Origin of the sequence: Micromonospora sp. NPDC000663 (assembly GCF_042898105.1) — a bacterium.
Classification (GTDB): domain Bacteria; phylum Actinomycetota; class Actinomycetes; order Mycobacteriales; family Micromonosporaceae; genus Micromonospora.
In genome coordinates this window covers 538,550-558,937 of record NZ_JBIAYR010000003.1, presented here as the reverse complement: position 1 = coordinate 558,937, position 20,388 = coordinate 538,550, and the positions used below count along the sequence as shown (strand labels likewise).

The following is a 20,388-nucleotide window of genomic DNA, read 5'->3' as shown; positions in this document are numbered from 1 at the left end:
TCTATTTGCGACGGAGATAACCGAGCAGCGGTGCTTGTCACCCGATCGCCATGTCCACGAATCGCGACAGATGCAATTGCGCCGCGACCGTTACCGTATCGGTTGGGCCATTCCGATGCTTAGCAATTATGAAATCCGCCTCCCCCGCCCGCGGCGACTCCTTGTCGTAGTAGTCGTCGCGGTGCAAAAGGATTACGACGTCAGCATCCTGCTCAATTGAGCCTGATTCACGCAAGTCGGACAGCTGGGGGCGCTTGTCGGTGCGCTGCTCGGGGCCACGGTTTAGCTGACTGACTGCGATCACCGGGCACTCGACCTCCTTGGCCAGCAGCTTCAGGCCACGGGAGAGGTCCGCGACCTCCTGCTGCCGGCTCTCGGTGCGCTTCGGCGACGTCATCAGCTGGAGATAGTCGACGACGATCATCTTGAGATCGTGTCGCTGCTTGAGCCGGCGGGCCTTGGCCCGGATCTCCATGAGGTTCATGCTCGGCGTGTCGTCGACGAACAGCGGCGCCTCGCTGATCTCGCCCATGCACCGGGCCAGCTTGGTCCAGTCGTCGTCGGAGAGTTGCCCGCTGCGCAGCACGTGCAGCGGCACCCGCGCCTCGGCCGAGAGCAGTCGCATGACGATCTCGACCTTGCTCATTTCGAGCGAGAAGATGGCCGCCGCCTGGTTGGCACGAATCGCCGCGTTTCGGGCAAAGTCCATGCTAGCCGTGCTGTTGTGGGTAGGAATCATCGCCCGGCTGGCCAGATAGAGATGCTCGGGATTGTCCACCGTGACGCATCGAACCGGCACGCTCGGCACCGGGCGGACGTCGACGATGTACCGCGAGGTCGTCCGGACGTCGGAGGCGGTCCGGCGGCGTTCGGCGTGCGCATCCCGCTTGCGCTTGAGTCGGAAAATGACATCCGGCGTGGAGAAGTTCACCGTGTACGCGATGGACGAATCAGCGGTGCGACCGCCCACCGGCTTCGCGTTGACGGTGCAGCGGTAACCCAGGCTGACGACGAGTTCGCGCACGTCCTCCGTCAACCGCTTCGACGTCGACGTGTACTGCAGGTTGCCCGCGGGGGCAACGGTGCCGTCGGTGTCCATCAGCCCGGCCAGCAGAGCCCGGCGTTGGGCCTCGGAGGCGCGCAGGTAGACACCCGGGATGTGCTTGTTACCCGCTACCCCGATCTGACGCAGCAGCCCGAGGAAGGAACCGTTCTGGTTGTGGCAGGCGGAGCACTTCCTCGTTGCCGGGTTCTCGCGCAACGCGCGGGTGGATACGCCGCAGCCCACGCAGACGCCGTTCCCGCTGGCGACGGGCGTGGCCGGCAACAGAATTGTGTAAACCATCGGTCCGCTCGGCCGAACGAGGAAGCCGTCCGCCTCGACCTGCGTGACCATCTCCGGGTCAGCGGTGGTGAAGCGGCTGGCGCCGGAGTGACCGTCACCGAGCCACGCCCCCAGCGTGTAGGGCGGGACCACCAGCTCCCGATCCGGAAGCTGCAAGGGGGCACTGTTGCGTACGGCGTGGTTGAGCCGCCGCTCGGCGGTGTCCGTACGCAGGCTGGCTGCGATCTCAGCAGTGGTGACGACACCGTCGTGGTTGACCCGGCTGTTGGCGTTGATCTCCCGCTCGGCCCGTTCGAGGAGCGCGGTCAGCAGGGGACCGGCGGGATACCCGGGCGCAGTCCAGTTCCGCGGCCTGCCGTTGCGGACAATGGGACGGCCGATCCGGCCAATCGACCCGACCTCACGGGCAAGGGTGTGCAGGACATGCCGGAACTCCGGCCCGACCTGCTCGATCGTGTCGAAGAGAGTGATCGGCCGGTTTCGTGCGGCACCTAGCTGCTTCTGTGCCGCACGTACGTTTGCCAGCGACGACTCGGACCAGCGACGCCTTTGCCGCGCCGGCCCCTGCCGTCGACTCGCCCGGCTCGTCGTCTTCCACAGGTGCTCCGCGTCCGCCACGATCACGGTGCCGTCGGAGAACTCGACCTCGTAACAGGGACGGTCGTGCATCACGTCGAAGGCGTGCGTGACCGTGGTGGGCCTGCCGTCCGCGGCCAACAGTTGATCGCCCACCCGGATCGCGCCCATGGTCGTCCAGCCATCCGGCGTCGGCAGTGGGGTGTCGAGCGACAGCGCCTTGCCCAGACCAGGCCTGCCGGCCACGATGATCAGCTGCCCGGCGTGCAGGCCGTTGAGCAGCCGGTCCAGGTCACTGAAGCCGGTGGGTACGCCTGTCATGACGCCGCCCTGCGCGCCCACCGCCTCGATCTCGTCGAGCGTCGGCTGCAACATGTCGGCCAGGACCGCGAAGTCCTCGCTGACCCGCCGTTCGGTGACGTCGTAGACGGCCTGCTGGGCTAGGTCGACGATGTCGTCGACGTCGCGGCTGCCGCCGTTGGCGGTGCCGTAGCCCAGCTGCACGATCTTGGTGCCTGCCTCCACGAGGCGGCGCAGCACGGCCCGCTCGCTGACGATCCGCGCGTAGTAGGCGGCGTTCGCCGCCGTGGGCACGCTGGCGATGAGGGTGTGCAGGTAGGGCGCGCCGCCGATGCGGGCCAGGTCACCCGAGTCGGTCAGGGCGGCGGCAACGGTGATCGGGTCGGCCGGCTCGCCCCTTCCGTAGATGTCCAGGATGGTGTCGAAGATGGTGGCGTGCACCGGCCGGTAGAAGTCGTTGGTCTTGAGGATCTCGACGACGTCGGCGATGGCGTCCTTGGAGAGCAGCATGCCGCCCAGGACGCACTGCTCGGCGGCGACGTCCTGAGGTGGGGTCTTGTCGAACTGGCCGTCCCGCTGCGCGGGTGGTTGACCTCCGCCGGCTCGTGACTCCGCCCGCATGTCGTCGGTGACCGACACGGGTCCCCCCTCCACTGCGCCGGATCAGTCCCAGCTTCACGCCGGGGTACGACACTTCCGTCCGACCGGGCCGGTCGATCGGGGGCCATCGCGCCGGCGGTCGAGGGCCAACCATACGGACCCCGAGGTCAGCGACTCAACAAGGCCGGTGGACGAGCCTCGGGACAACCTGTGGACGCCGGTGGACGAGCATGTGCGCAGCGTGTGCACAGGGTGTGGATAACCGTTGGGGAATTCTCGGCTACAAGCTTCTGACCTGCGGTTTCGTGGTCCCCAGCCTGTGGAGGGGAATATTTCGGTCGGGACTGGGACACGATCGTCCCGTACTATCTCCAGCGAACGGCTACACCTGGACAGCGGATCACGCTTTCGGTTCAGAAGGGTCACAATCCGGCCGTGAGTTACCGGGACTGGGGACGCGGGGAGGGCAGCCCGCGAGAGGGCCAGCCGACAGCCTCGTGGGGTGAGCGCACGCCGTCCCCTCCGGTCGACCCGTACGACGAGGACGGGCGTTACCGCACCTCCAGCCGTCGGCGCGCGTTGGATCGCGGGCAGGACGAGCCGGTCGACGCGTACCTGCCCCGGTGGGCGCTCGAGTCGGGTGTTCGGCACGCCGACGGCGGTGGCCGGCACGCCGCGCCCGATGACGACGACGATCCGCAGTTCGAGCGCCCGAGTTCCGGTGCCGGTTGGCGGCGTACCGAGACGACGAGCACCAGGCGGCAGGTCAGCGAGACGAGTTGGCGGGAGCGTCCGGCGATCGGTGCCGCGCCCGAGTCGGACCACACCCGTGAGTGGACGCTCGACCGTCCGCAGGAGCAGGGGTACGCCGGCCGCCGGCGCGCCAACGCGGCGGAGGAGGAGCCCGTGTCGGGCGCGGTCGCGGACCGTCGTCCCCGTCGGGCGCCCGCGGGTCGCCCTCACGTGATCTGGTCCGGTGGTGATCTGGATGCCGCGCCTGCCGAACCGGCACCCCGCCGGGATGCGAGCCGGCCCACCCGGCGCAGCCGTCGCGCGGCGGAGGAGTCGTGGACACGTCCGGCGGTGGATCCCTGGGAGCGCGGGTCGGAGCGGGCCGCCGAGCCCGAGCCGTCGTACGCGCCGGCTGTGGACCCGTGGGACGCCTCGGGTGTGCACGCGTGGCCCCCGATCGGGGACGCGGACGGCACGGACCTGAGCGGGCAGTGGGCGCAGGCGGAGGGTGTCGGGGGTTGGGAGCGGTCCGACCGCACCGGCCAGTGGGAGCGGTCGGCGGTCGAGGACGACAGTTGGGACCGGACGCTGCCGCCCCGCTCGGACCGGCCGGCGTCAGCGGAAGGGTGGCCGAGTCGCGACGACGGGTTCTGGTCGGGTACGCGGCTGGCCGGTGACGACCCGCGCTGGATGGATCCGTCGACGTCGGCGCCGAGGTCGCCGGTGGTGGGCTACACCGCGCCGCGTCCGCGTAGCGCACCAGTGCGGCGGGAGGGGAGCACCCGGGGTCGGGTGGTCCAGCCTCCGGTGGGTACGGCGTCGGTCCGCCAGCGGGTGGAGTCGGTGGCGGCGGGCGGCTGGGCTCGGCGGCTGGAGGACGACCTGCTCGACCCGGATCCGGGTGGGTCCTTCCGGCCGATGCTGTACACCGCTGCCTGTTATCTGGTGCCGGCGGTGCTGATCTTCGTCTGGCTGTTGACTCTGGACGGTCTGCCGCCGGCCGGGTGTGTCACCGACATCAGCGGGGGCGGGTGTGACTCGCCCCGGTCGCGGGCGTTGGAGTCGATGCTGGCCGGCTCGCCGCGATTCGGGCTGGCGTTGGTGAGCAGTCTGGTGGTGGCGGCGTTGCTGCGCCGGGTCGGTACGACGTGGCGTTCGGCGACCATCGCTCTCGCCGCCGCTGTGGTGGGCGGTGGCCTCTCCACGGTGCTGATCAGCGCGGTGACGGGGCAGCCGATCGGTTGACCGGTCGGAGCCCGCTCCCCACGGACATGCACGAGGGCCCGTACCGAGCGATCGGTACGGGCCCTCGTGGTGCTGTTACCGGCGTCAGCCCTGAACGACGTTCAGGTTGAACGACGCGGTCACCTCGGGGTGCAGCTTGATCTTCACCGGGTAGCTGCCTGTCGACTTGATGTGACCGGGCACCTCCAGCCGGCGGCGGTCCAGGACCGGGCCGCCGGCGCCCTTGACGGCGTCGACGATCTCGGCCGGGGTGACCGAGCCGAAGAGCCGACCGCCGTCACCGGCGCGGGCCTTCAGGCTGACCTTGAGCCCCTCGAGCTGACCCTTGACCTCGTTCGCGTGGTCGAGGTCGCGGATCTCACGGGCCGAACGGGCCCGCTTGATGACCGTGACCTGCTTTTCCGCGCCCTTGGTCCAGGCGATCGCGAAGCCCTGCGGCAGCAGGTAGTTACGGCCGTAGCCGTCCTTGACCTCGACGATGTCGCCCGGGGCACCGAGGCCGGACACTTCCTGAGTCAGGATGATCTTCATATCGGTGCCTCCTCTCAGCGGGTGGTGGCCGTGTACGGCAGGAGCGCCATCTCGCGGGCGTTCTTGACCGCGCGGGCGATCTGCCGCTGCTGCTGCGAGGTCACGCCGGTCACCCGTCGAGCGCGGATCTTGCCGCGGTCGGAGATGAACTTCCGCAGCAGCGCGGTGTCCTTGTAATCGATGTAGGTGATCCCGTCCTTGTCGAGCGGGTTCACCTTCTTCTTCGGCTTGCGAAGTGCCGCAGCCTTGGCCATTGCACGTGCTCCTGGTTTGCGATCGCGGGCGCTCGGCGCCATTAGAACGGTGGCTCCTCGTCAAAATTGGCGCCCGAACCGGCACGCGCGGGAGAGGGTGCGGCCGAAGCCCAGGGGTCGTCGAAGTTGCCTCCGCCGCCACCCTGGTTGCCACCACCACCGCCGCCACCGAAGCCGCCGCCACCGCCGCCGGAGCGGGACATCTTCTGCACCTTCGCCGTGGCGTAGCGCAGCGACGGGCCGATCTCGTCGACCTCGAGCTCGATGACTGTGCGCTTCTCACCCTCGCGGGTCTCGTAGGACCGCTGGCGCAGCCGACCCGACACGATCACCCGGGCGCCACGCTGCAGCGACTCGGCGACGTGCTCGGCGGCCTGCCGCCAGACGGTGCAAGCGAGGAACAGCGGCTCGCCGTCCTTCCACTCGCCCGACGCCTTGTCCATGAAGCGGGGCGTCGAGGCGACTCGGAACTTGGCGACCGCAGCCCCGGAGGGGGTGAACCGCAACTCGGGGTCATCGGTCAGATTGCCGATGACCGTGATGGTGGTGTCTCCTGCCATGACCATCTCCTCGCGCACTCAGCGTCTCGTCGTACAGGCTCGCAGAGCCCTCCGACAGAGTCGCGGAGGCTGATCCGGACGAACCGGGGGTTTGAAGGCTTAGCGCATTTCCGGTCGGATGACCTTGGTGCGCAGCACGGACTCGTTGAGTCGCAGCTGACGGTCCAGCTCGGCGACAGCGGCAGGCGTGGCCTGCAGGTCGACGACGGCGTAGATGCCCTCTGCCTTTTTGTTGATCTCGTACGCGAGGCGCCTGCGGCCCCACACGTCCGTCTTCTCAACCGAGCCACCCGCGGTCCGGATCACGTTCAGGTACGTGTCGAGAGACGGGGCGACGGTGCGCTCCTCGAGGCTGGGGTCGAGGATCACCATGACTTCGTAATGACGCAAGACGTGCTCACCTCCTGTGGGCTAAGCGGCCACGGTCCTTCCGTGGCAGGAGGTCGTGCGTCGCTGCCCGCACGTGCCGGGGGAACCCGGCCGGACGCGGACAACCTGACCAGGATACCCGGTCCGGACGATCATGCCCGGGGTGGTCGGGTCGGGCCCCGGGGGCGTGCCGACGGGGGTCCACCGCCTGACCGCCATTGGTCAGTGGTGGACCCCCGTCAACGAGGCCGCGGGGCGTCCCGTCCGCATTCCTTGGGTGGGACCTGGGGAGGAACGACCACACCGATGAGGTTGGACTGGAGACGCCCCGCGGAGCTTTATCGTGTTGTTACCTGACGATACAACGGCTCTTGTGCCTTCTCGGGGGAAATGGCACAAACTTCCGAGATTGTTCCTCGGTGGAATTGGGGTCTGCCAGGTCGGTCGCCCCCGCCTCGCCGGGCCGCGCGGCGGGGGTGACCTCGTTGTCGGTCCGTCGGCCGCCGGCTGCCGTGCCGGCGCTCGCGCCGTCCGGCGGTACCGGGCGTTGGCCGCCGGCTCCAAATCCATCAACGATCGTCGGTCCGTCCGGTGACGCGGACCCCCTGCCGACGCCACGCCGGCCGTCACCCCACCTGTCGGGCTCGCGACGTAGGCTCGCTCGCATGCGTATCGGAGCTCACGTCGATTCGACCGACCCGCTGGCGGAGGCGGCCGCCCGGTCCGCCGACACCGTGCAGTTCTTCCTCTCTGACCCGCAGGGATGGAAGGCACCCAAACCTCGGGAGGACGCCGAGCGGCTGCGCGCGGCCGAGGTGGATCTGTATGTGCACGCGCCCTACGTGATCAATGTGGCGACACTCAACAACCGGATCCGGATCCCCAGCCGCAAACTGCTGCTCGGGCACGCCACCGCCGCCGCCGCGATCGGCGCCAAGGGCCTGATCGTCCACGGTGGGCACGTCAACGCCGGGGACGACCTGGCCGTCGGCTTCGACAACTGGCGCAAGACCTTCGCGTACGCGGCGGACTCCGGCGGCTTCGGCGTCCCCGTGCTCATCGAGAACACGGCCGGCGGCGACAACGCGTGCGCCCGCCGCCTGGACGCGCTCGCCCGACTGTGGGACGCGGTCGGCGACCACGAGGTGGGCTTCTGCCTGGACACCTGCCACGCGTACGCGGGCGGTGAAGAGCTGCTCGGCCTGGTCGACCGGGTCAAGGCGATCACCGGACGGATCGACCTGGTGCACGCCAACAACTCCAAGGGCGCGTTCAACTCGGGCCAGGACCGGCACGACAACCTGGGCGGCGGGACGATCGACCCGGAGCTGGTGGTCGCGGTGATCCGGGCAGCCGGAGCACCTGTGGTCGTCGAGACCCCAGGCGGCGTCTCCGGCCAGGCCGCCGACATCGACTTCCTGCGCCAGCAGCTCGGCACCGGGAGCACTGCGGCATGACGACCGGCCAACCCGGGACCGGGAACGCCCGACCCACCCCCGACGACCCGGGCGCGCGCCCGGCCGGCACGACGACCGGCCCCGCGACGGAGGCCACCTCGGGCGACGGCCCCGAGCCGACGTCCACGACGACGTCCGCGACGACCGCCGTCCTGAAGGACGAGCCGACCAGTGGTGGCACCGCCATGGGTGATGCGGCCAAGGACGACGAGGCCTACGACACCACGGACGCCGCCAAGGGCGACCCGGCCCAGCACGACGCCGCCACGGATGCCGCCACCGGGGACAGCGCGGCCGACGACGCCGCCGCCAAGGACGCCGCGCCCAAGGGTGCCGCCGCCACGGCCAAGGACGCCACGGCCAAGGACGCCGCCCCTGGGAGCGATGCGACAAAGGATGGCGACCAGGCGAAGGCGGAGGGAGGCGATCGCTGGGACAAGTGGGCCTCCACCCCCGAGCCGGTGCCCTCCCGGCTCACCCGGGGGGCACGCGCCGTCGGCCGGTCCCTGATCCACGAGTGGACGCTGGCGAGCCTCGGCGCGCTGGCGCTGGCCGTGCTGATGACCTGGCCGACGCTGCGCTACCCGCGCTACACGCTTCCGCAGGACTACTGGGACCCAAGCCTGCAGAGCTGGCAGATGGCCTGGTCCGGGCACATCCTGCTGTCCGATCCCGCCCGCCTGTGGCAGTCCAACACGTTCTTCCCCGAGCTGTGGAGCTTCGCGTTCTCGGACACGCTGCTCGGCTACGCCCCGGCGGGGATGCTCGGCAGCGGCCCCGAGGACGCGGTGCTGCGCTACAACATCATGTTCGTGCTGGCGCACGCGCTCGCGACGCTCGGGGCGTACGCGCTGGCGCGGCAGCTCGGCTCCGGCCGGATCGGTGGTGCCGTGGCCGGTGTCGCGTACGCGTACGCGCCATGGCTGCTGGCCCAGGCCGGTCACCTGCACGTGCTCTCGAACGGCGGGATCCCGCTGGCGCTGGCGATGCTGGCGCGCGGGCACGGCTGGTCGCTGCGGTACGGCTACCGGCCCGAACGCCGGCACGACGGCTGGGTGTACGCCGGCTGGCTGGTCGCCGCCTGGCAGCTCAGCCTCGGTTTCGGCATCGGCCTGCCGTTCGCGTACTTCCTCGCCGGTGCGGTGCTCGTGGCCGCTGTCCTGTTCCTCGTTCGCCGACTCCGGACAGGTCAGGCGCTGCCGTTCGGTCGCCGGCTGCTCGTCGCCGACGTGCTCGGCGGGGTGTTCTTCGCAGGGGTGGGCCTGCTCCTGGCGTACCCCTATTTCAAGGTGACCGAGCTGCACCCGTACGCCGAGCGGACGATCGGCGACATCAGCATCTTCTCGCCGCCGGCCTCCGGTTTCGTGACGGCACCCGCCGAGTCACGGATCTGGGGTGACCTGCACGAGGGCGCCCGCGCGGCGCTGCCCTGGCACCCGGAGATGACGCTGCTGCCGGGCTTCGTGCTCTACGCGTTGGCCGCCGGCGGGCTGTTCTTCTCGGTGTGGCGGCTGCGGCACCGGCTGCTGCTGCTCGCCGGCGTGCTGGTCACCATGGTCCTCGCGATGGGCACCCGCTTCTTCGACGGCACCTTCACCTACCTGCCGCTGTTCGAGCACGCGCCGGGTTGGAACGCGATGCGTACCCCGGGGCGGTTGATGTTGTGGACCACGCTGTTGCTGGCGCTGCTCGCGGCCGGTGCGGTCACCGCGCTCACCGACCGGGTCCGTGAGCTGGCCGCGCAGCGGATCCCGTCCTGGCCGGGCCCGTGGCTGCGGCTGGCCACCCTGCTGCCGTTGCTGCTGGTTACGGTCGAGGGCCTGAACACCACGCCCCACCCGGTGGTGCCGACCCAACCGGCGGCGCTGCGTTCGGCGCAGGGGCCGCTGCTGGTGCTGCCCAGCAACCAGAGCCTCGACCAGCACGTGATGCTCTGGTCGACAAGCGGCTTCCCTGACGTGGTGAACGGCGGCAGCGGTTTCACGCCGCGTCAGCTCGACGACGTCCGCCGGGTGAGCCAGTCGTTCCCCGACCAGACCAGCGTGGACTACCTGCGGACGCTAGGTGTCCGCACGGTGGTGCTGCTGCGTGGGCAGGTGCCCGGCACACCATGGGAGATCACCATCGACGCGCCTGTCGAGTCGCTCGGCATCACGCGCCAGGACGTGGGCGACGCGGTGGTGTATCGGCTCTGACGCTCCTGCCCTCGCCGGGGCCGTTTCGGGGGAGCCCACCCGGCTCCGGGCGGTCAGGCTTGATCCCTGCGCCGGGCGGGCTCCCCCGAAACCTGACGTGCTCCGGTCGCGTCCGTCTGCAGGGATCAGGTGGTGGCGGGCTCGGGCTGGGGTTCGCTTGTTGTCGCCGGTCGGCGCCAGCGGTCGAGCCAGGGGGCGTCCGGGGCGCCGTCGAGGACGCCGCCGTCCGGGTCGTCCGGGTAGTTGGCCCGCACCGCGTCCCGCTCGGGGTCCAGGATCTCCCGGACGACAAGCACGCAGAGCACCACCACAGTGGTCAGCCGCAACGTCGAGGCCAGCACGAACACGCCCTCCGGGAAGACCGGACGGCTGGTGGCCGCGCCGAGCAGCTCGCCGTAGAAGGCGACGAAGTAGCAGACCTCGGCGATCTGCCACGCCAGAAAGGCACCCCACTTCGGCCGGGCCAGCACCACCAGCGGCAGCAGCCACAGCACGAACTGCTGGGACCACACCTTGCTGAAGATGAGGAACGCGGCGACCACCAGGAACGCGAGCTGCGCCAGCCGCGGCCGGCGCGGCGCCCGCAGCGCCAGCACTGCCACGCCGAGGCAGGCGAGCGCGAACAGGGCGTACGAGATGGTGTTGAGCGTGCTGATGTTGACGTTCAGCCACTCGAACGGGCCGAGCCGGGAGGGATCACCCACCTTGCCGTCCAGGTAGCGCCCGATGTACCAGAGCGTTCCCCAGTCGATGGGTCGCGTGGTGTTCAACTCGAAGAACCGGTCCCAGTTCTCCGGGTACGCCCGTGCCGCCGGCAGGTTGACGAGCACCACCGCCGCGATGGCCGTACCGATGGCGATGAGAGCGGCGCGGACCCGCTCGGCGCGCAGCGCCAGGACGAGGATCGGGCCGAGCAGGAACAGCGGCCACAGCTTCGCCGCGCCCGCGAGGCCGAGCAGGACACCGGCCACCGCCGGTCGTCGGCGCGCCCAGGCCAGCAGGCCGAACGCGGCCAACCCGATGGCGAGCAGGTCCCAGTTGACTGTGGCGGTGAGCAGCAGCGCAGGGGCGAGCGCGAACAGCGCCGCGTCCCAGGGTCGTCGGCGGCGCAGGGCCAGGATCACCGCCACCGTGGCCACCGCGAGGGCGCCAAGCACCAGCGCGTTGAGGTTGTAGAACCACTGCCCCTGGTTGATGCTCGGGTCGCCGTCGCCCAGGGCGTGCACGGGCAGACCCAGCGCCCCCATGAAGTAGCCGGTGAGCACCGGGTACTCCACCGGGTGGTCGCGGTAGGGCACCTTGCCCTCGTTGAGCCCCTCGGCGTAGTACAGGGCGAGCACGTCGGTGTAGCAGAACCGCGTGTACTGGACGTTGTTCTGCCAGGCGCCGTCCTGGCAGGGAGACTTCTGCACCCAGTGCAGGGCGAGCGTGAGGCAGGCAAGCGCCAGCACGATCCGTACGGCCGTCCAGAAGCGGCGTTCCCCGCCGGCCGGCCGGTCCAGGGCTGTCGCGTGGTCGCCCAGCGGCCCGCCGATCAACCCGGAGATGCCGCGGACGAACCCGTCGGAGCGGGACGGGTGGTCGGTGGTTCCGGCGTCGTCGATGCCGGGCGTCGACTGGGTGCTCATGGAAAGGCATCCTGCCGTACGGCGGGGGTGCGCGTCCCGTCCCGGCGCGCAGATCCGGGGTACGGAAACGCCGCAGCCGGTCGGACCTGTCGTCCGGCCGGCTGCGGCGTTGCGGCTGTGCGGGTGGTCAGTCCCGGGTGTTGGGTGTCAGACCGGGTAACAGTCCGCCACCGGCCCCGCCGTTTCCACCGTTGCCGGGACCACCTGGCCCGCCGGGACCGTTGCCGCCGTTGTTGCCGTCGGTACGCGGGCAGAACGGGTTGGTTAGCGGGTCACAGGGCTGCCCGCCGCCCGGACCACCCGGACCACCGGGCCCACCGGGCCCACCGGGGACGGTCGGCGGCACGACCGGCTCCTTGCCGTTGCCCTTCGTGGTATCGCCCTCGCCGGTGACGCTGGGCAGGGAGATCTCGTCCTGGCCCTTGAGGGCGGTGTTCATGTACTTCTCCCAGATCGGGCCGGGCAGCGTCGAACCGCCGATGGCCTTACCGCTGGCGAGGCGGATCTGGGGCTTCTTCGGATCCCGGCTGCCCACCCAGACGGCTGTGGCGATCTGCGGGGTGTAGCCGACCGTCCACGCGTGGGCGTTGTCCTTGCTGTCGTACTCCCAGGTGCCGGTCTTGGCGGCGGCCTGGCGGCCGCCCTCGAGCGTCAGGTTGTTGGGCTTCGGGATCTGCTTCAGGACACCTGTGACCTCATCGGTGATCTTCTTGTCGATCCGCTGCTCCGGCTTGATGCGCTCGCTGCCGACGACCTTCCACTTGCCGGTGTCCTTGTCCTGCTGCTCGACCTTGATGACGAAGTGCGCCTTGATGTACTTGCCGTCGTTGGCGAACGTGGCCATGGCGTTGGCGTGGTCGAACACCGTGAGCGGGTACTTGCCGAAACCGGTGTAGTTGTCGAACGGGTTCGGGCCCTTCTTCGACAGGTCGAAGGCCTGCGGCGGGTCGACGCCCCACATGGTGGTCACGCCGGCCTTGCGGGCCATGTCGACCACCTTCTCGGCGCCGATCTCCTTGGTGACCCAGTAGAAGGGCACGTTGTACGACTGGACCGTCGACTCTTCGAGGGTGCAGTACTTGCCGCACTTGAGGTTGGTGCGGCCGGCGTTACCGATCGGGACCTTGGAGCCCTCGGGCTTGTACGGTGTCGGATCCCAGTGCGACTTCACCGAGATGCCCGCCTCGATGGCGGCGGCCAGGGTGTACACCTTCATCGACGAGCCGGGCTGGTGGCCGCCGGTGAGGTCGCCGTTCTTGTCGGTGTTCTTGCCCGCGTAGTCGAAGTCGGCGCCGCTGTCACCGCCGTAGTAGGCGAGCACGCGACCCTTCTTCGGGTCGATCGAGACGACTGCCGCCATCAGGTTCTTCGGCTGGTCGTTGAGCTCGGAGCCCTTCTTCGACTGCATCGCCGTGTTCTCGGCGGCCGACTGGAGCTTCGGGTCGATGGTGGTGGTGATCCGGTAGCCGCCGTCCCGCAGGGCGTCGACGCAACTGACCTTGCCGTCCGCGCCACTGTCGGAGCAGAGACCCATCTGGTCCATCTCCTGGCGGACGTAGTTGATGACGTTGCCTCGAGGGCTGTCGACACCGAAGCCGTTGCCGTCCTTCTTCGGCGGCTGGACCTTGGGGTACTCGGTGGGCGCCGGCGGGTGGTTGGGAGAATCCAACCAGCCCTCCTTCTTCATGCCGTCGATCACATAGTCCCACCGGGTCTTCGCGTCGGTCGGGTTGACCGCCGGGTCGTATCCCTTGTGGCTGCCGGTCGCCACCGGCTGCTTGATCAACGCGGCCAGGACGGCCCCCTCGGCGGGGGTGAGCTTGAGCGCCGGCTTGGCGAAGTAGGTCTGCGCCGCCGCCTCGATGCCGTACGCGCCTCGCCCGAAGTAGATCACGTTGAGGTAGTGCTGCATGATCTCCGGCTTGCTGTACGTGTCGTTCAGCTTGGAGGCGAGGATTGCCTCCTTGACCTTCCGGCCGTACGTGTCGTCCTTGAGGTTCTCGAACGCGTTTCGGGCGTACTGCTGGGTGATCGTGGAGGCGCCCTGCTTGTCACCGTTGGAGACGTTGTTCCACGCGGCCCGCACGATGCCCTTGTAGTCGACGCCGGAGTGCCTGTAGAAGTTCCGGTCCTCGGCCGCCGCCACCGCGTCCTGCACGTGCTGCGGGATCTGGTTGATGGTGACGAAGGTGCGGTTCTCGCTGCCGAGGCGCGCCAGCGGGGTCTTGCCGTCCTTCGCGTACACGGTTGTGGACAGCGGCAGCGGCAGCTCGTTGGGCATGACGACGTTCGTCGAGTAGTAGGTGAACCCGACCACGCCGATGCCGGCGAGCATGATGAAGACGGCGAAACCGGCGATCAGCAGGTTCATCCGCTTGCGCTTCTTGGCCCGTGCCGCCCCGGCCGGGTCACCAGCGCCGCGACCACCACGACCGCCGCGCCCCGGACCGTTCGGTCCGCCGGGTCCACCCGGGCCGCCGGAGACCGGGGAGACGCTCGCCCTGGCGACCGCGGCACGACCACCCACCGACGCGGAGCCCACACTGGCCCGACCGGCCGAGGCGGCGCCGACGGCGGCGGTGCCGACCGTGGCTCGACCCGCCGGCGCACCGGGTGCCGGGGACACGGGCACCGAGGCACGGCCCGCTCCGGCACGACCGGCGGCCACACCCGGTGCCGCCGACACCGGCACCGAGGCACGGCCGCTGCGGCCCGGAGTGGCCGACCCGACCGACGCCGACCCGACCGACGCCGACCCCACGGAGGCCGACCCGGCCGCACCGCCGCGCGGGGGCACCGAGGCGGAGCCACCGACCGACGCGCGGCCGCCAGCGGCCCGCGGTGTCACCGAGGCACGGCCCGGAGGCGCCGCGCCCTCCGATGCCGACCAGCCACCTCCGCCGGAGTCACCGCCCGGTCGGCGGTACGCGTCGTTCGCGCCCGGCCCGGAGTCACCGTCGGGGCCCGAATACTGGGCCCGTCCGCGCGCAGAACTGGGATCGCCGTACGAGTTCATTCCTCACACCCTGCCGGTCGCGGTGGGGCGCGACTGCGCCGCCACCGGGTTGCCGTGAGTTGCTTCACCCGGATCGCCGGCACGGGGGTGCCGGTCCACCAGAGTCATTGCTGTATCAATCGGGCTATTCAGACCAACGAGCGGTCGGCCGTCCCGGGTCGTGTCTGCGGCCCCGGGGCCGGTCGAACCAGCTGTGATCACCGTTGAGCCTCTCGCCTCCGCCGACCCGTGCCCTCGGCGCCCGCCATGTCCTGCTCGGCGACACCGTCGCCCTCGGCAGTGAGACCATCACGGCCGAGCAGGTACTGCTCGACGAGATGGTTCCAGTCACAGCCGAGGCACACCTCCACCACGAAGACCTGAAACTCACGCAGCGTCATCGCCAGCACGGGCAGCTCGGCAAGTGTCCGGGCCTGGCCGGCGGACTGCTTGAGTTCGTCACCGTAAATGTAGTGGACGAGCGTCAGATTCTCGCTGCGACAGATGGGGCAGCGCCGGTCCGTCGGCTCGCCGTGGAACCGAGCCGCGTTCTTCAGGTACGGGGACGCGTCGCACACGTCGTACGTGCCGACCCGGCCGGCCAGGAGCTCACGCAGCACTGCTCGCTTCTGAAGCGAGTAGTCGACGACCTGGCGCTGCGTACGCATGCGGAGAAGGGTACGCGGTCCGGCCCGACCAGGCGACCACGGTCACGATCCGTGACGGGAACATCTCGGAACGGGGGTTTGCCCTGGCACCCGCGACCCGCTAACGTGCGATGTATCGGTCCGATACATCGCGGCGGTTACCGCTCCCGCCGGAGGGTACAAGAGAGGGTGGCCAGTGCTCGAATTCGCCATCCTCGGCCTCCTCCAGGAGTCTCCGATGCACGGCTACGAGCTGCGCAAGGAACTGACCGCCAAACTCGGCGCGATCCGGGCGGCGATCAGCTACGGCTCGCTCTACCCGACGCTACGCAGGTTGCAGGCGGCGGGATGGATCACCGAAGCTGCCGAGACGCCCGCCACCGCCGAGGAGGTTCCCGCGCTGACCAGCCGACGAGGTCGGGTGGTCTACAAAATCACCGCGGAAGGCAAGGAACGCTTCGCCCAGCTGATCGCACAGGCGGGGCCCGAGACGTACGACGACACGGGCTTCGGGGTGCACTTCGCGTTCTTCGCCCGGACCGACCAGGCGACCCGCCTGCGCATCCTGGAGGGTCGCCGCCGCAAGATCGAGGAGCGTCGCGAAGGGCTTCGCGACGTGCTGGGCCGGGCAGCCGAGCGCCTCGACGCTTACACCTTGGAACTGCAGCGCCACGGCCTTGACGCCTGTGAGCGTGAGGTCCGCTGGCTGGAGGAGCTCATCGCCAACGAGCGCTCCGGCCGAGCCCCGACGGTCCCCCAGGTGGGGACGGCCGGTGGCCGACGAGAAGACAACAGCCCGCCTCCGCCTGGAGAGACCAGGAAAGAGCGGCCGTGACAGAAAAGAAGGAGGCAGACGCTATGGGCTCCGTCCGCGTCGCCATCGTCGGTGTGGGTAACTGCGCCTCGTCCCTGGTTCAGGGCGTCGAGTACTACCGGAATGCCGACCCGAACGACCGCGTCCCGGGTCTCATGCACGTCGCCTTCGGCGACTACCACGTCAACTCCGTGGAGTTCGTCGCGGCGTTCGACGTGGACGCCAAGAAGGTGGGCATGGACCTCGCGGAGGCGATCGTCGCCAGCGAGAACAACACCATCAAGCTCTGCGACGTGCCGCCGACCGGCGTGTCCGTGCAGCGCGGTCCGACCTTCGACGGTCTGGGCCAGTACTACCGCGAGATCGTCGAGGAGTCCGACGCCACCCCCGTCGACGTGGCGCAGGCGCTGCGTGACGCGCAGGTCGACGTCGTCGTCTGCTACCTCCCGGTCGGCTCCGAGCAGGCCGCCAAGTTCTACGCCCAGGCCGCTATCGACGCCGGCTGCGCGTTCGTCAACGCCCTGCCGGTCTTCATCGCCTCCGACCCGGAGTGGGCCCAGAAGTTCACCGACGCTGGCCTGCCGATCGTCGGTGACGACATCAAGAGCCAGGTCGGCGCCACCATCGTGCACCGCGCCCTCGCGAAGCTCTTCGAGGACCGCGGCGTCGAACTGCTGCGCACGTACCAGCTCAACTTCGGCGGCAACATGGACTTCATGAACATGCTGGAGCGCAAGCGGCTCGTCTCGAAGAAGATCTCGAAGACCCAGTCGGTCACCTCGCAGATCCCGCACGAGATGAGCAAGAGCGATGTGCACATCGGCCCGTCGGACCACGTGCCGTGGCTGGACGACCGCAAGTGGGCGTACATCCGCCTGGAGGGTCGCTCGTTCGGTGACACCCCGCTCAACGCCGAGCTCAAGCTCGAGGTGTGGGACTCGCCGAACTCGGCAGGCGTCATCATCGACGCCGTCCGCGCCGCGAAGATCGCGCTTGACCGGAAGATCGGCGGCCCGATCCTGTCGGCCTCGTCGTACTTCATGAAGTCCCCGCCGGTGCAGTACGCCGACCACGACGCCCACCAGGCCGTCGAGGAGTTCATCGCCGGTGAGGTCGAGCGCTGACCCGCTGAGCACGCGAACACCGGCGAGGGCCGGGTCCGTTGGGACCCGGCCCTCGCCGTGTCAGGCTCCGTACCAGGCGTCCCGCAGGGCCACCCGCGTTTCCAGCTCCAGCAGGTGCACCTTGCGGGGCAAACCGCCGCCGAACCCGACCAGCTTGCCTCCCGCACCGACGATCCGGTGGCACGGGACGAGCACCGGGACCGGGTTGCGGTTGCAGGCCACACCGACCGCCCGCGCCGCCCCGGGATCACCGACCCGGCGCGCGACCTCGCCGTAGGTCAACGTCTCGCCGTACGGGATGAGAGTCATCTCCCGCCAGACGGCCCGCTCGAAATCCGAGCCGCGCGGAACCGACACCGGAACCGTGAACGCCGTCAGCTCGCCGGCGAAGTACGCCCGCAGTTCGTCGACGGCCTGCCGGGACACCGTGTCGGCGGGCTCGTCGGCGGCCGGCTCCACCCGACCGAAGTGCGCGCCGCAGACGGTCTCGCCGTCGCTGGCCACGGAGAACTCGCCGATCGGCGAGTCGAGCACAGTCCAGCGCATCAAGCCATTGTCCCCGACGCGGTCGTCGGACCGGGCGGCCCGTCGCCCGGCAGATCCGCTCGGCACCCTCGATGTGCCGCCGCCCACACGGGCGGTGCCCGCCGACCCCGCCCGTTGAGGGGCGACGCCGACGGGCACCGATGGATGAACTGGTGGTGCGGAGACCCGGTCAGGCCGGGTTGATGAAGTACCGCTCGCCGGCCGACAGACCGAAGTCGTCAAGCTCGTCGTTGAAGTTCTTGTTCGGAATGAGCTGACTGGTGCCGGCGCTGCCCGCGCTGACCGCCTGCTGGTCGATGTCCGCCCGCAACCAGATCGACCCGTCGCCCCGGTACCAGGGAAGGTCGAAGATCTCCCAGTCGCTGACGGCCGGTCCGGATGCGATGAGCGGCTTGCTGCCCGCACCCTCGGCGCTGACGTACTTGCCGTTCGCCAGCGAGCGGAGCGCGAAGTAGCCGTAACCGATGTCGACCATCTCGAACTTCTCCCACGTGCTGGCCGTGGAGGCCAGCGGGATCAGCGGCTTCGAACCCGCACCGTCGGCGGAGACGTACAACCCGCTGGCGGCCGACTTGATGGTGACGATCGGGTTCGGTGCCTCGACGAAGAACTTCTCCCAGGTGCTCGCGCTCGGCGCGTTGGCGATCAACGTGCCACCGGTGTTCGGTGCGCTCACGAACTTGTTGTTGACAATCGCACGGAGACTCACCGTTCCGTCCGCATTGTTGATCAGCTGGAACTTCTCCCAGGTGCTGATCGCCGGCCCGTTGGCGATCAGCGGCTTGCTGCCCGCCCCGTCGGCCGAGACGAACTTCCCGTTGACCTTCGCCCGCAACGCGACAAGACCGCTGCCGGCGTCGACGATGTCAAACCTTTCCCAGGCGCCGAACGCCGGGCCGTTGTTGACGAGCGGCTTGCTGCCCGCCCCGTCGGCCGAGACGAACTTCCCGTTGGAACGAGCCCGCAACCCGTGTGCGTCGCGTGCCGGAGACACCGCGGCCGCCACGTTCAGCAGCCGGTCCACGCCGCCCCACGGGTTGTGCACCGCACCGGCGATGCCCGTGCTGACGATGGTGTCCCGGACCTGCGCCGGGCTCCAGGTCGGGTTGGCCTCGAGCAGCAGCGCGGCGGCACCCGCGACGTGCGGGCTGGCCATCGACGTGCCGTTGAAGGACACCGAGCCGTTGCCGGTCCCGGCCGCGGCGGAGACGATACTCATGCCCGGCGCGTAGATGTCGATGCAGCTGCCGTAGTTGGTCCACCAGGAGCGGTAGTCGACCATGTCGGTCGCGCCCACGGTGATCGCGGCCGACACGTTCGCCGGCGAGTAGTAGCAGGCGTCGTCATAGTCGTTGCCGGCGGCGACGGCGTAGGTCAGACCGTTGGCGATCGAGTTGTTGATCGCGTTGGTCACGGCCTGGTAGCTGCCCTCGTCGTAGCCCCCGAGGCTCATGTTGACCACGGAGGGCCCGGTCTTGTGCGTGGTCGCCCAGTCGATCGCGGCGACGATGTGGTCGGTGCGGGCCCCGCCCACGCACGGAAAGACTCGAAGGCCCACGAGCTTGACGTCCTTGGCCACGCCGAACCGGGTGCCGCCGATGGTGCCCGCGACGTGCGTGCCGTGGCCGTCACAGTCCTCGGCGACGTCGTCCTGGTCGACGAAGTCGTACCCGGATACGGCCCGGCCACCGAAGTCCTCGTGGGCCACGTCGATGCCGGTGTCGATCACGAACGCGGTGACGCCGGCGCCGGTGTTCGGGTAGGAGTACGAGCCGTCCAACTTGGGCGAGGCCTGGTCGACGCGATCAAGACCCCACGAAGGGGGCGAGGTCTGCGTCCCGCTCGTCGACATCGTCCGGACCGGCTCCACGTAGGCGACGTCCGAGTTGGCGGCCAGCCGGTCCGCCTGCTGGCGGGTCATGGTGGCGGAGTAGCCGTTGAGCGCCTTCTCGAAGACTCGGCGGACCGTGCCGCCGTTCCCCTTGGTCAACGCCGTGGCGGCGGCCTTGCGCTGCCCCGGAGTGGCCATCTTGCCCTTCAGGACGACGATGTAGCTGTCCGGCACGACGGCGCTGGTCTTGCCCTTGGAGGGCTTGGAGTCGCCGTGCGCGCCCGCGACCTTGTGAGCGGGCTCGGCCGACGAAGGAGTAGTTGGTTTGGCCAGCGCGGCGCCACCGGTGCCGGCGCTGACGATGAGGGTTGCGGAGGCGATGGCGATGCCCGCCACCGCCGAGCGGCGAATGACGCCACGACGTTTCACAGACAGATCTCCCCGTGTCTTCGTTGACCGCCCCCTGCGGGCGACCAACCGCCCCGGCCGCTCCCACTGGCGCATCGATGTACGCCGCAGCCGCCGGGCGTCCCGTCATGATGGACGATCCCATCGGCCAGCGCCTCGGCCTTTCGGTCGGTACGCACCCGTGTCGTCGTGCTTCTGTCATCCCGACGGCCGGCCCGGAACCTTGCGGAG

At 69.6% G+C, this 20,388-nt stretch carries 15 protein-coding genes; 5 read left to right on the top strand and 10 right to left on the bottom strand.

What is annotated here, in order from left to right; genetic code table 11:
* Nucleotides 1-37: 37 nt before the first annotated feature.
* A complete protein-coding gene (dnaB, locus tag ACFY1S_RS14855; protein WP_387117300.1) occupies nt 38-2,875 on the bottom strand; it encodes a replicative DNA helicase in 2,838 nt (945 codons plus the stop codon).
* Nucleotides 2,876-3,256: 381 nt separating this feature from the next.
* On the opposite strand from dnaB, the gene ACFY1S_RS14850 reads away from it, so the two are divergent.
* On the top strand, nt 3,257-4,798 hold the full coding sequence (locus tag ACFY1S_RS14850; protein ID WP_387117297.1) for a hypothetical protein: 1,542 nt from the start codon (nt 3,257-3,259) through the stop codon (nt 4,796-4,798).
* 84 nt (nt 4,799-4,882) lie between these two features.
* Here the strand turns inward: ACFY1S_RS14850 and rplI are convergent, their stop codons facing one another.
* The 4 genes from rplI to rpsF form a co-directional block, all read right to left on the bottom strand.
* Nucleotides 4,883-5,329, bottom strand: a complete 447-nt coding sequence (rplI, locus tag ACFY1S_RS14845; RefSeq protein ID WP_151487665.1) for a 50S ribosomal protein L9 — start codon at nt 5,327-5,329, stop codon at nt 4,883-4,885.
* A gap of 14 nt (nt 5,330-5,343) precedes the next feature.
* Nucleotides 5,344-5,583, bottom strand: coding sequence for a 30S ribosomal protein S18 (gene rpsR, locus ACFY1S_RS14840; protein WP_013289355.1), 240 nt, complete (start codon nt 5,581-5,583; stop codon nt 5,344-5,346).
* A 41-nt stretch (nt 5,584-5,624) separates the two neighbouring features.
* On the bottom strand, nt 5,625-6,161 hold the full coding sequence (locus tag ACFY1S_RS14835; protein WP_354815052.1) for a single-stranded DNA-binding protein: 537 nt from the start codon (nt 6,159-6,161) through the stop codon (nt 5,625-5,627).
* Nucleotides 6,162-6,242: 81 nt separating this feature from the next.
* Entirely contained in the window at nt 6,243-6,533 is a 291-nt protein-coding gene (rpsF, locus tag ACFY1S_RS14830; protein WP_074315517.1) for a 30S ribosomal protein S6, read from the bottom strand.
* 644 nt (nt 6,534-7,177) lie between these two features.
* Here rpsF and ACFY1S_RS14825 point away from each other — a divergent pair.
* Together ACFY1S_RS14825 and ACFY1S_RS14820 are read left to right on the top strand one after the other, a co-directional pair.
* On the top strand, nt 7,178-7,969 hold the full coding sequence (locus tag ACFY1S_RS14825) for a deoxyribonuclease IV (protein WP_387117291.1): 792 nt from the start codon (nt 7,178-7,180) through the stop codon (nt 7,967-7,969).
* Nucleotides 7,966-10,164, top strand: a complete 2,199-nt coding sequence (locus ACFY1S_RS14820) for a hypothetical protein (protein WP_387117288.1) — start codon at nt 7,966-7,968, stop codon at nt 10,162-10,164. Before ACFY1S_RS14825 ends, ACFY1S_RS14820 begins: the two co-directional genes overlap by 4 nt.
* Before the next feature lie 125 nt (nt 10,165-10,289).
* On the opposite strand, the gene ACFY1S_RS14815 is transcribed toward ACFY1S_RS14820, so the two are convergent.
* The 3 genes from ACFY1S_RS14815 to ACFY1S_RS14805 all read right to left on the bottom strand — a co-directional run bounded on the left by ACFY1S_RS14815 (nt 10,290) and on the right by ACFY1S_RS14805 (nt 15,455).
* A complete protein-coding gene (locus tag ACFY1S_RS14815; protein ID WP_387117285.1) occupies nt 10,290-11,792 on the bottom strand; it encodes a glycosyltransferase family 87 protein in 1,503 nt (500 codons plus the stop codon).
* Nucleotides 11,793-11,919: 127 nt separating this feature from the next.
* The gene (locus ACFY1S_RS14810) at nt 11,920-14,808 is read right to left on the bottom strand and encodes a transglycosylase domain-containing protein (RefSeq protein WP_387117281.1); all 2,889 of its coding nucleotides are present in this window, start codon (nt 14,806-14,808) and stop codon (nt 11,920-11,922) included.
* Nucleotides 14,809-15,005: 197 nt separating this feature from the next.
* Nucleotides 15,006-15,455 (bottom strand): DUF5318 domain-containing protein, encoded by a 450-nt coding sequence (locus tag ACFY1S_RS14805; protein ID WP_387117278.1) that lies wholly within the window; start codon nt 15,453-15,455, stop codon nt 15,006-15,008.
* Between the two features lie 175 nt (nt 15,456-15,630).
* On the opposite strand from ACFY1S_RS14805, the gene ACFY1S_RS14800 reads away from it, so the two are divergent.
* Both ACFY1S_RS14800 and ACFY1S_RS14795 read left to right on the top strand, forming a co-directional pair.
* On the top strand, nt 15,631-16,269 hold the full coding sequence (locus ACFY1S_RS14800; RefSeq protein ID WP_139588080.1) for a PadR family transcriptional regulator: 639 nt from the start codon (nt 15,631-15,633) through the stop codon (nt 16,267-16,269).
* 23 nt (nt 16,270-16,292) lie between these two features.
* The gene (locus tag ACFY1S_RS14795) at nt 16,293-17,372 is read left to right on the top strand and encodes an inositol-3-phosphate synthase (RefSeq protein ID WP_357984726.1); all 1,080 of its coding nucleotides are present in this window, start codon (nt 16,293-16,295) and stop codon (nt 17,370-17,372) included.
* A gap of 60 nt (nt 17,373-17,432) precedes the next feature.
* On the opposite strand, the gene ACFY1S_RS14790 is transcribed toward ACFY1S_RS14795, so the two are convergent.
* The gene (locus ACFY1S_RS14790; RefSeq protein WP_387117275.1) at nt 17,433-17,918 is read right to left on the bottom strand and encodes a methylated-DNA--[protein]-cysteine S-methyltransferase; all 486 of its coding nucleotides are present in this window, start codon (nt 17,916-17,918) and stop codon (nt 17,433-17,435) included.
* A 169-nt stretch (nt 17,919-18,087) separates the two neighbouring features.
* Nucleotides 18,088-20,178: a S8 family serine peptidase gene (locus tag ACFY1S_RS14785; RefSeq protein WP_387117272.1), complete on the bottom strand. Its 2,091-nt coding sequence runs from the start codon at nt 20,176-20,178 to the stop codon at nt 18,088-18,090.
* Nucleotides 20,179-20,388 lie beyond the last annotated feature (210 nt).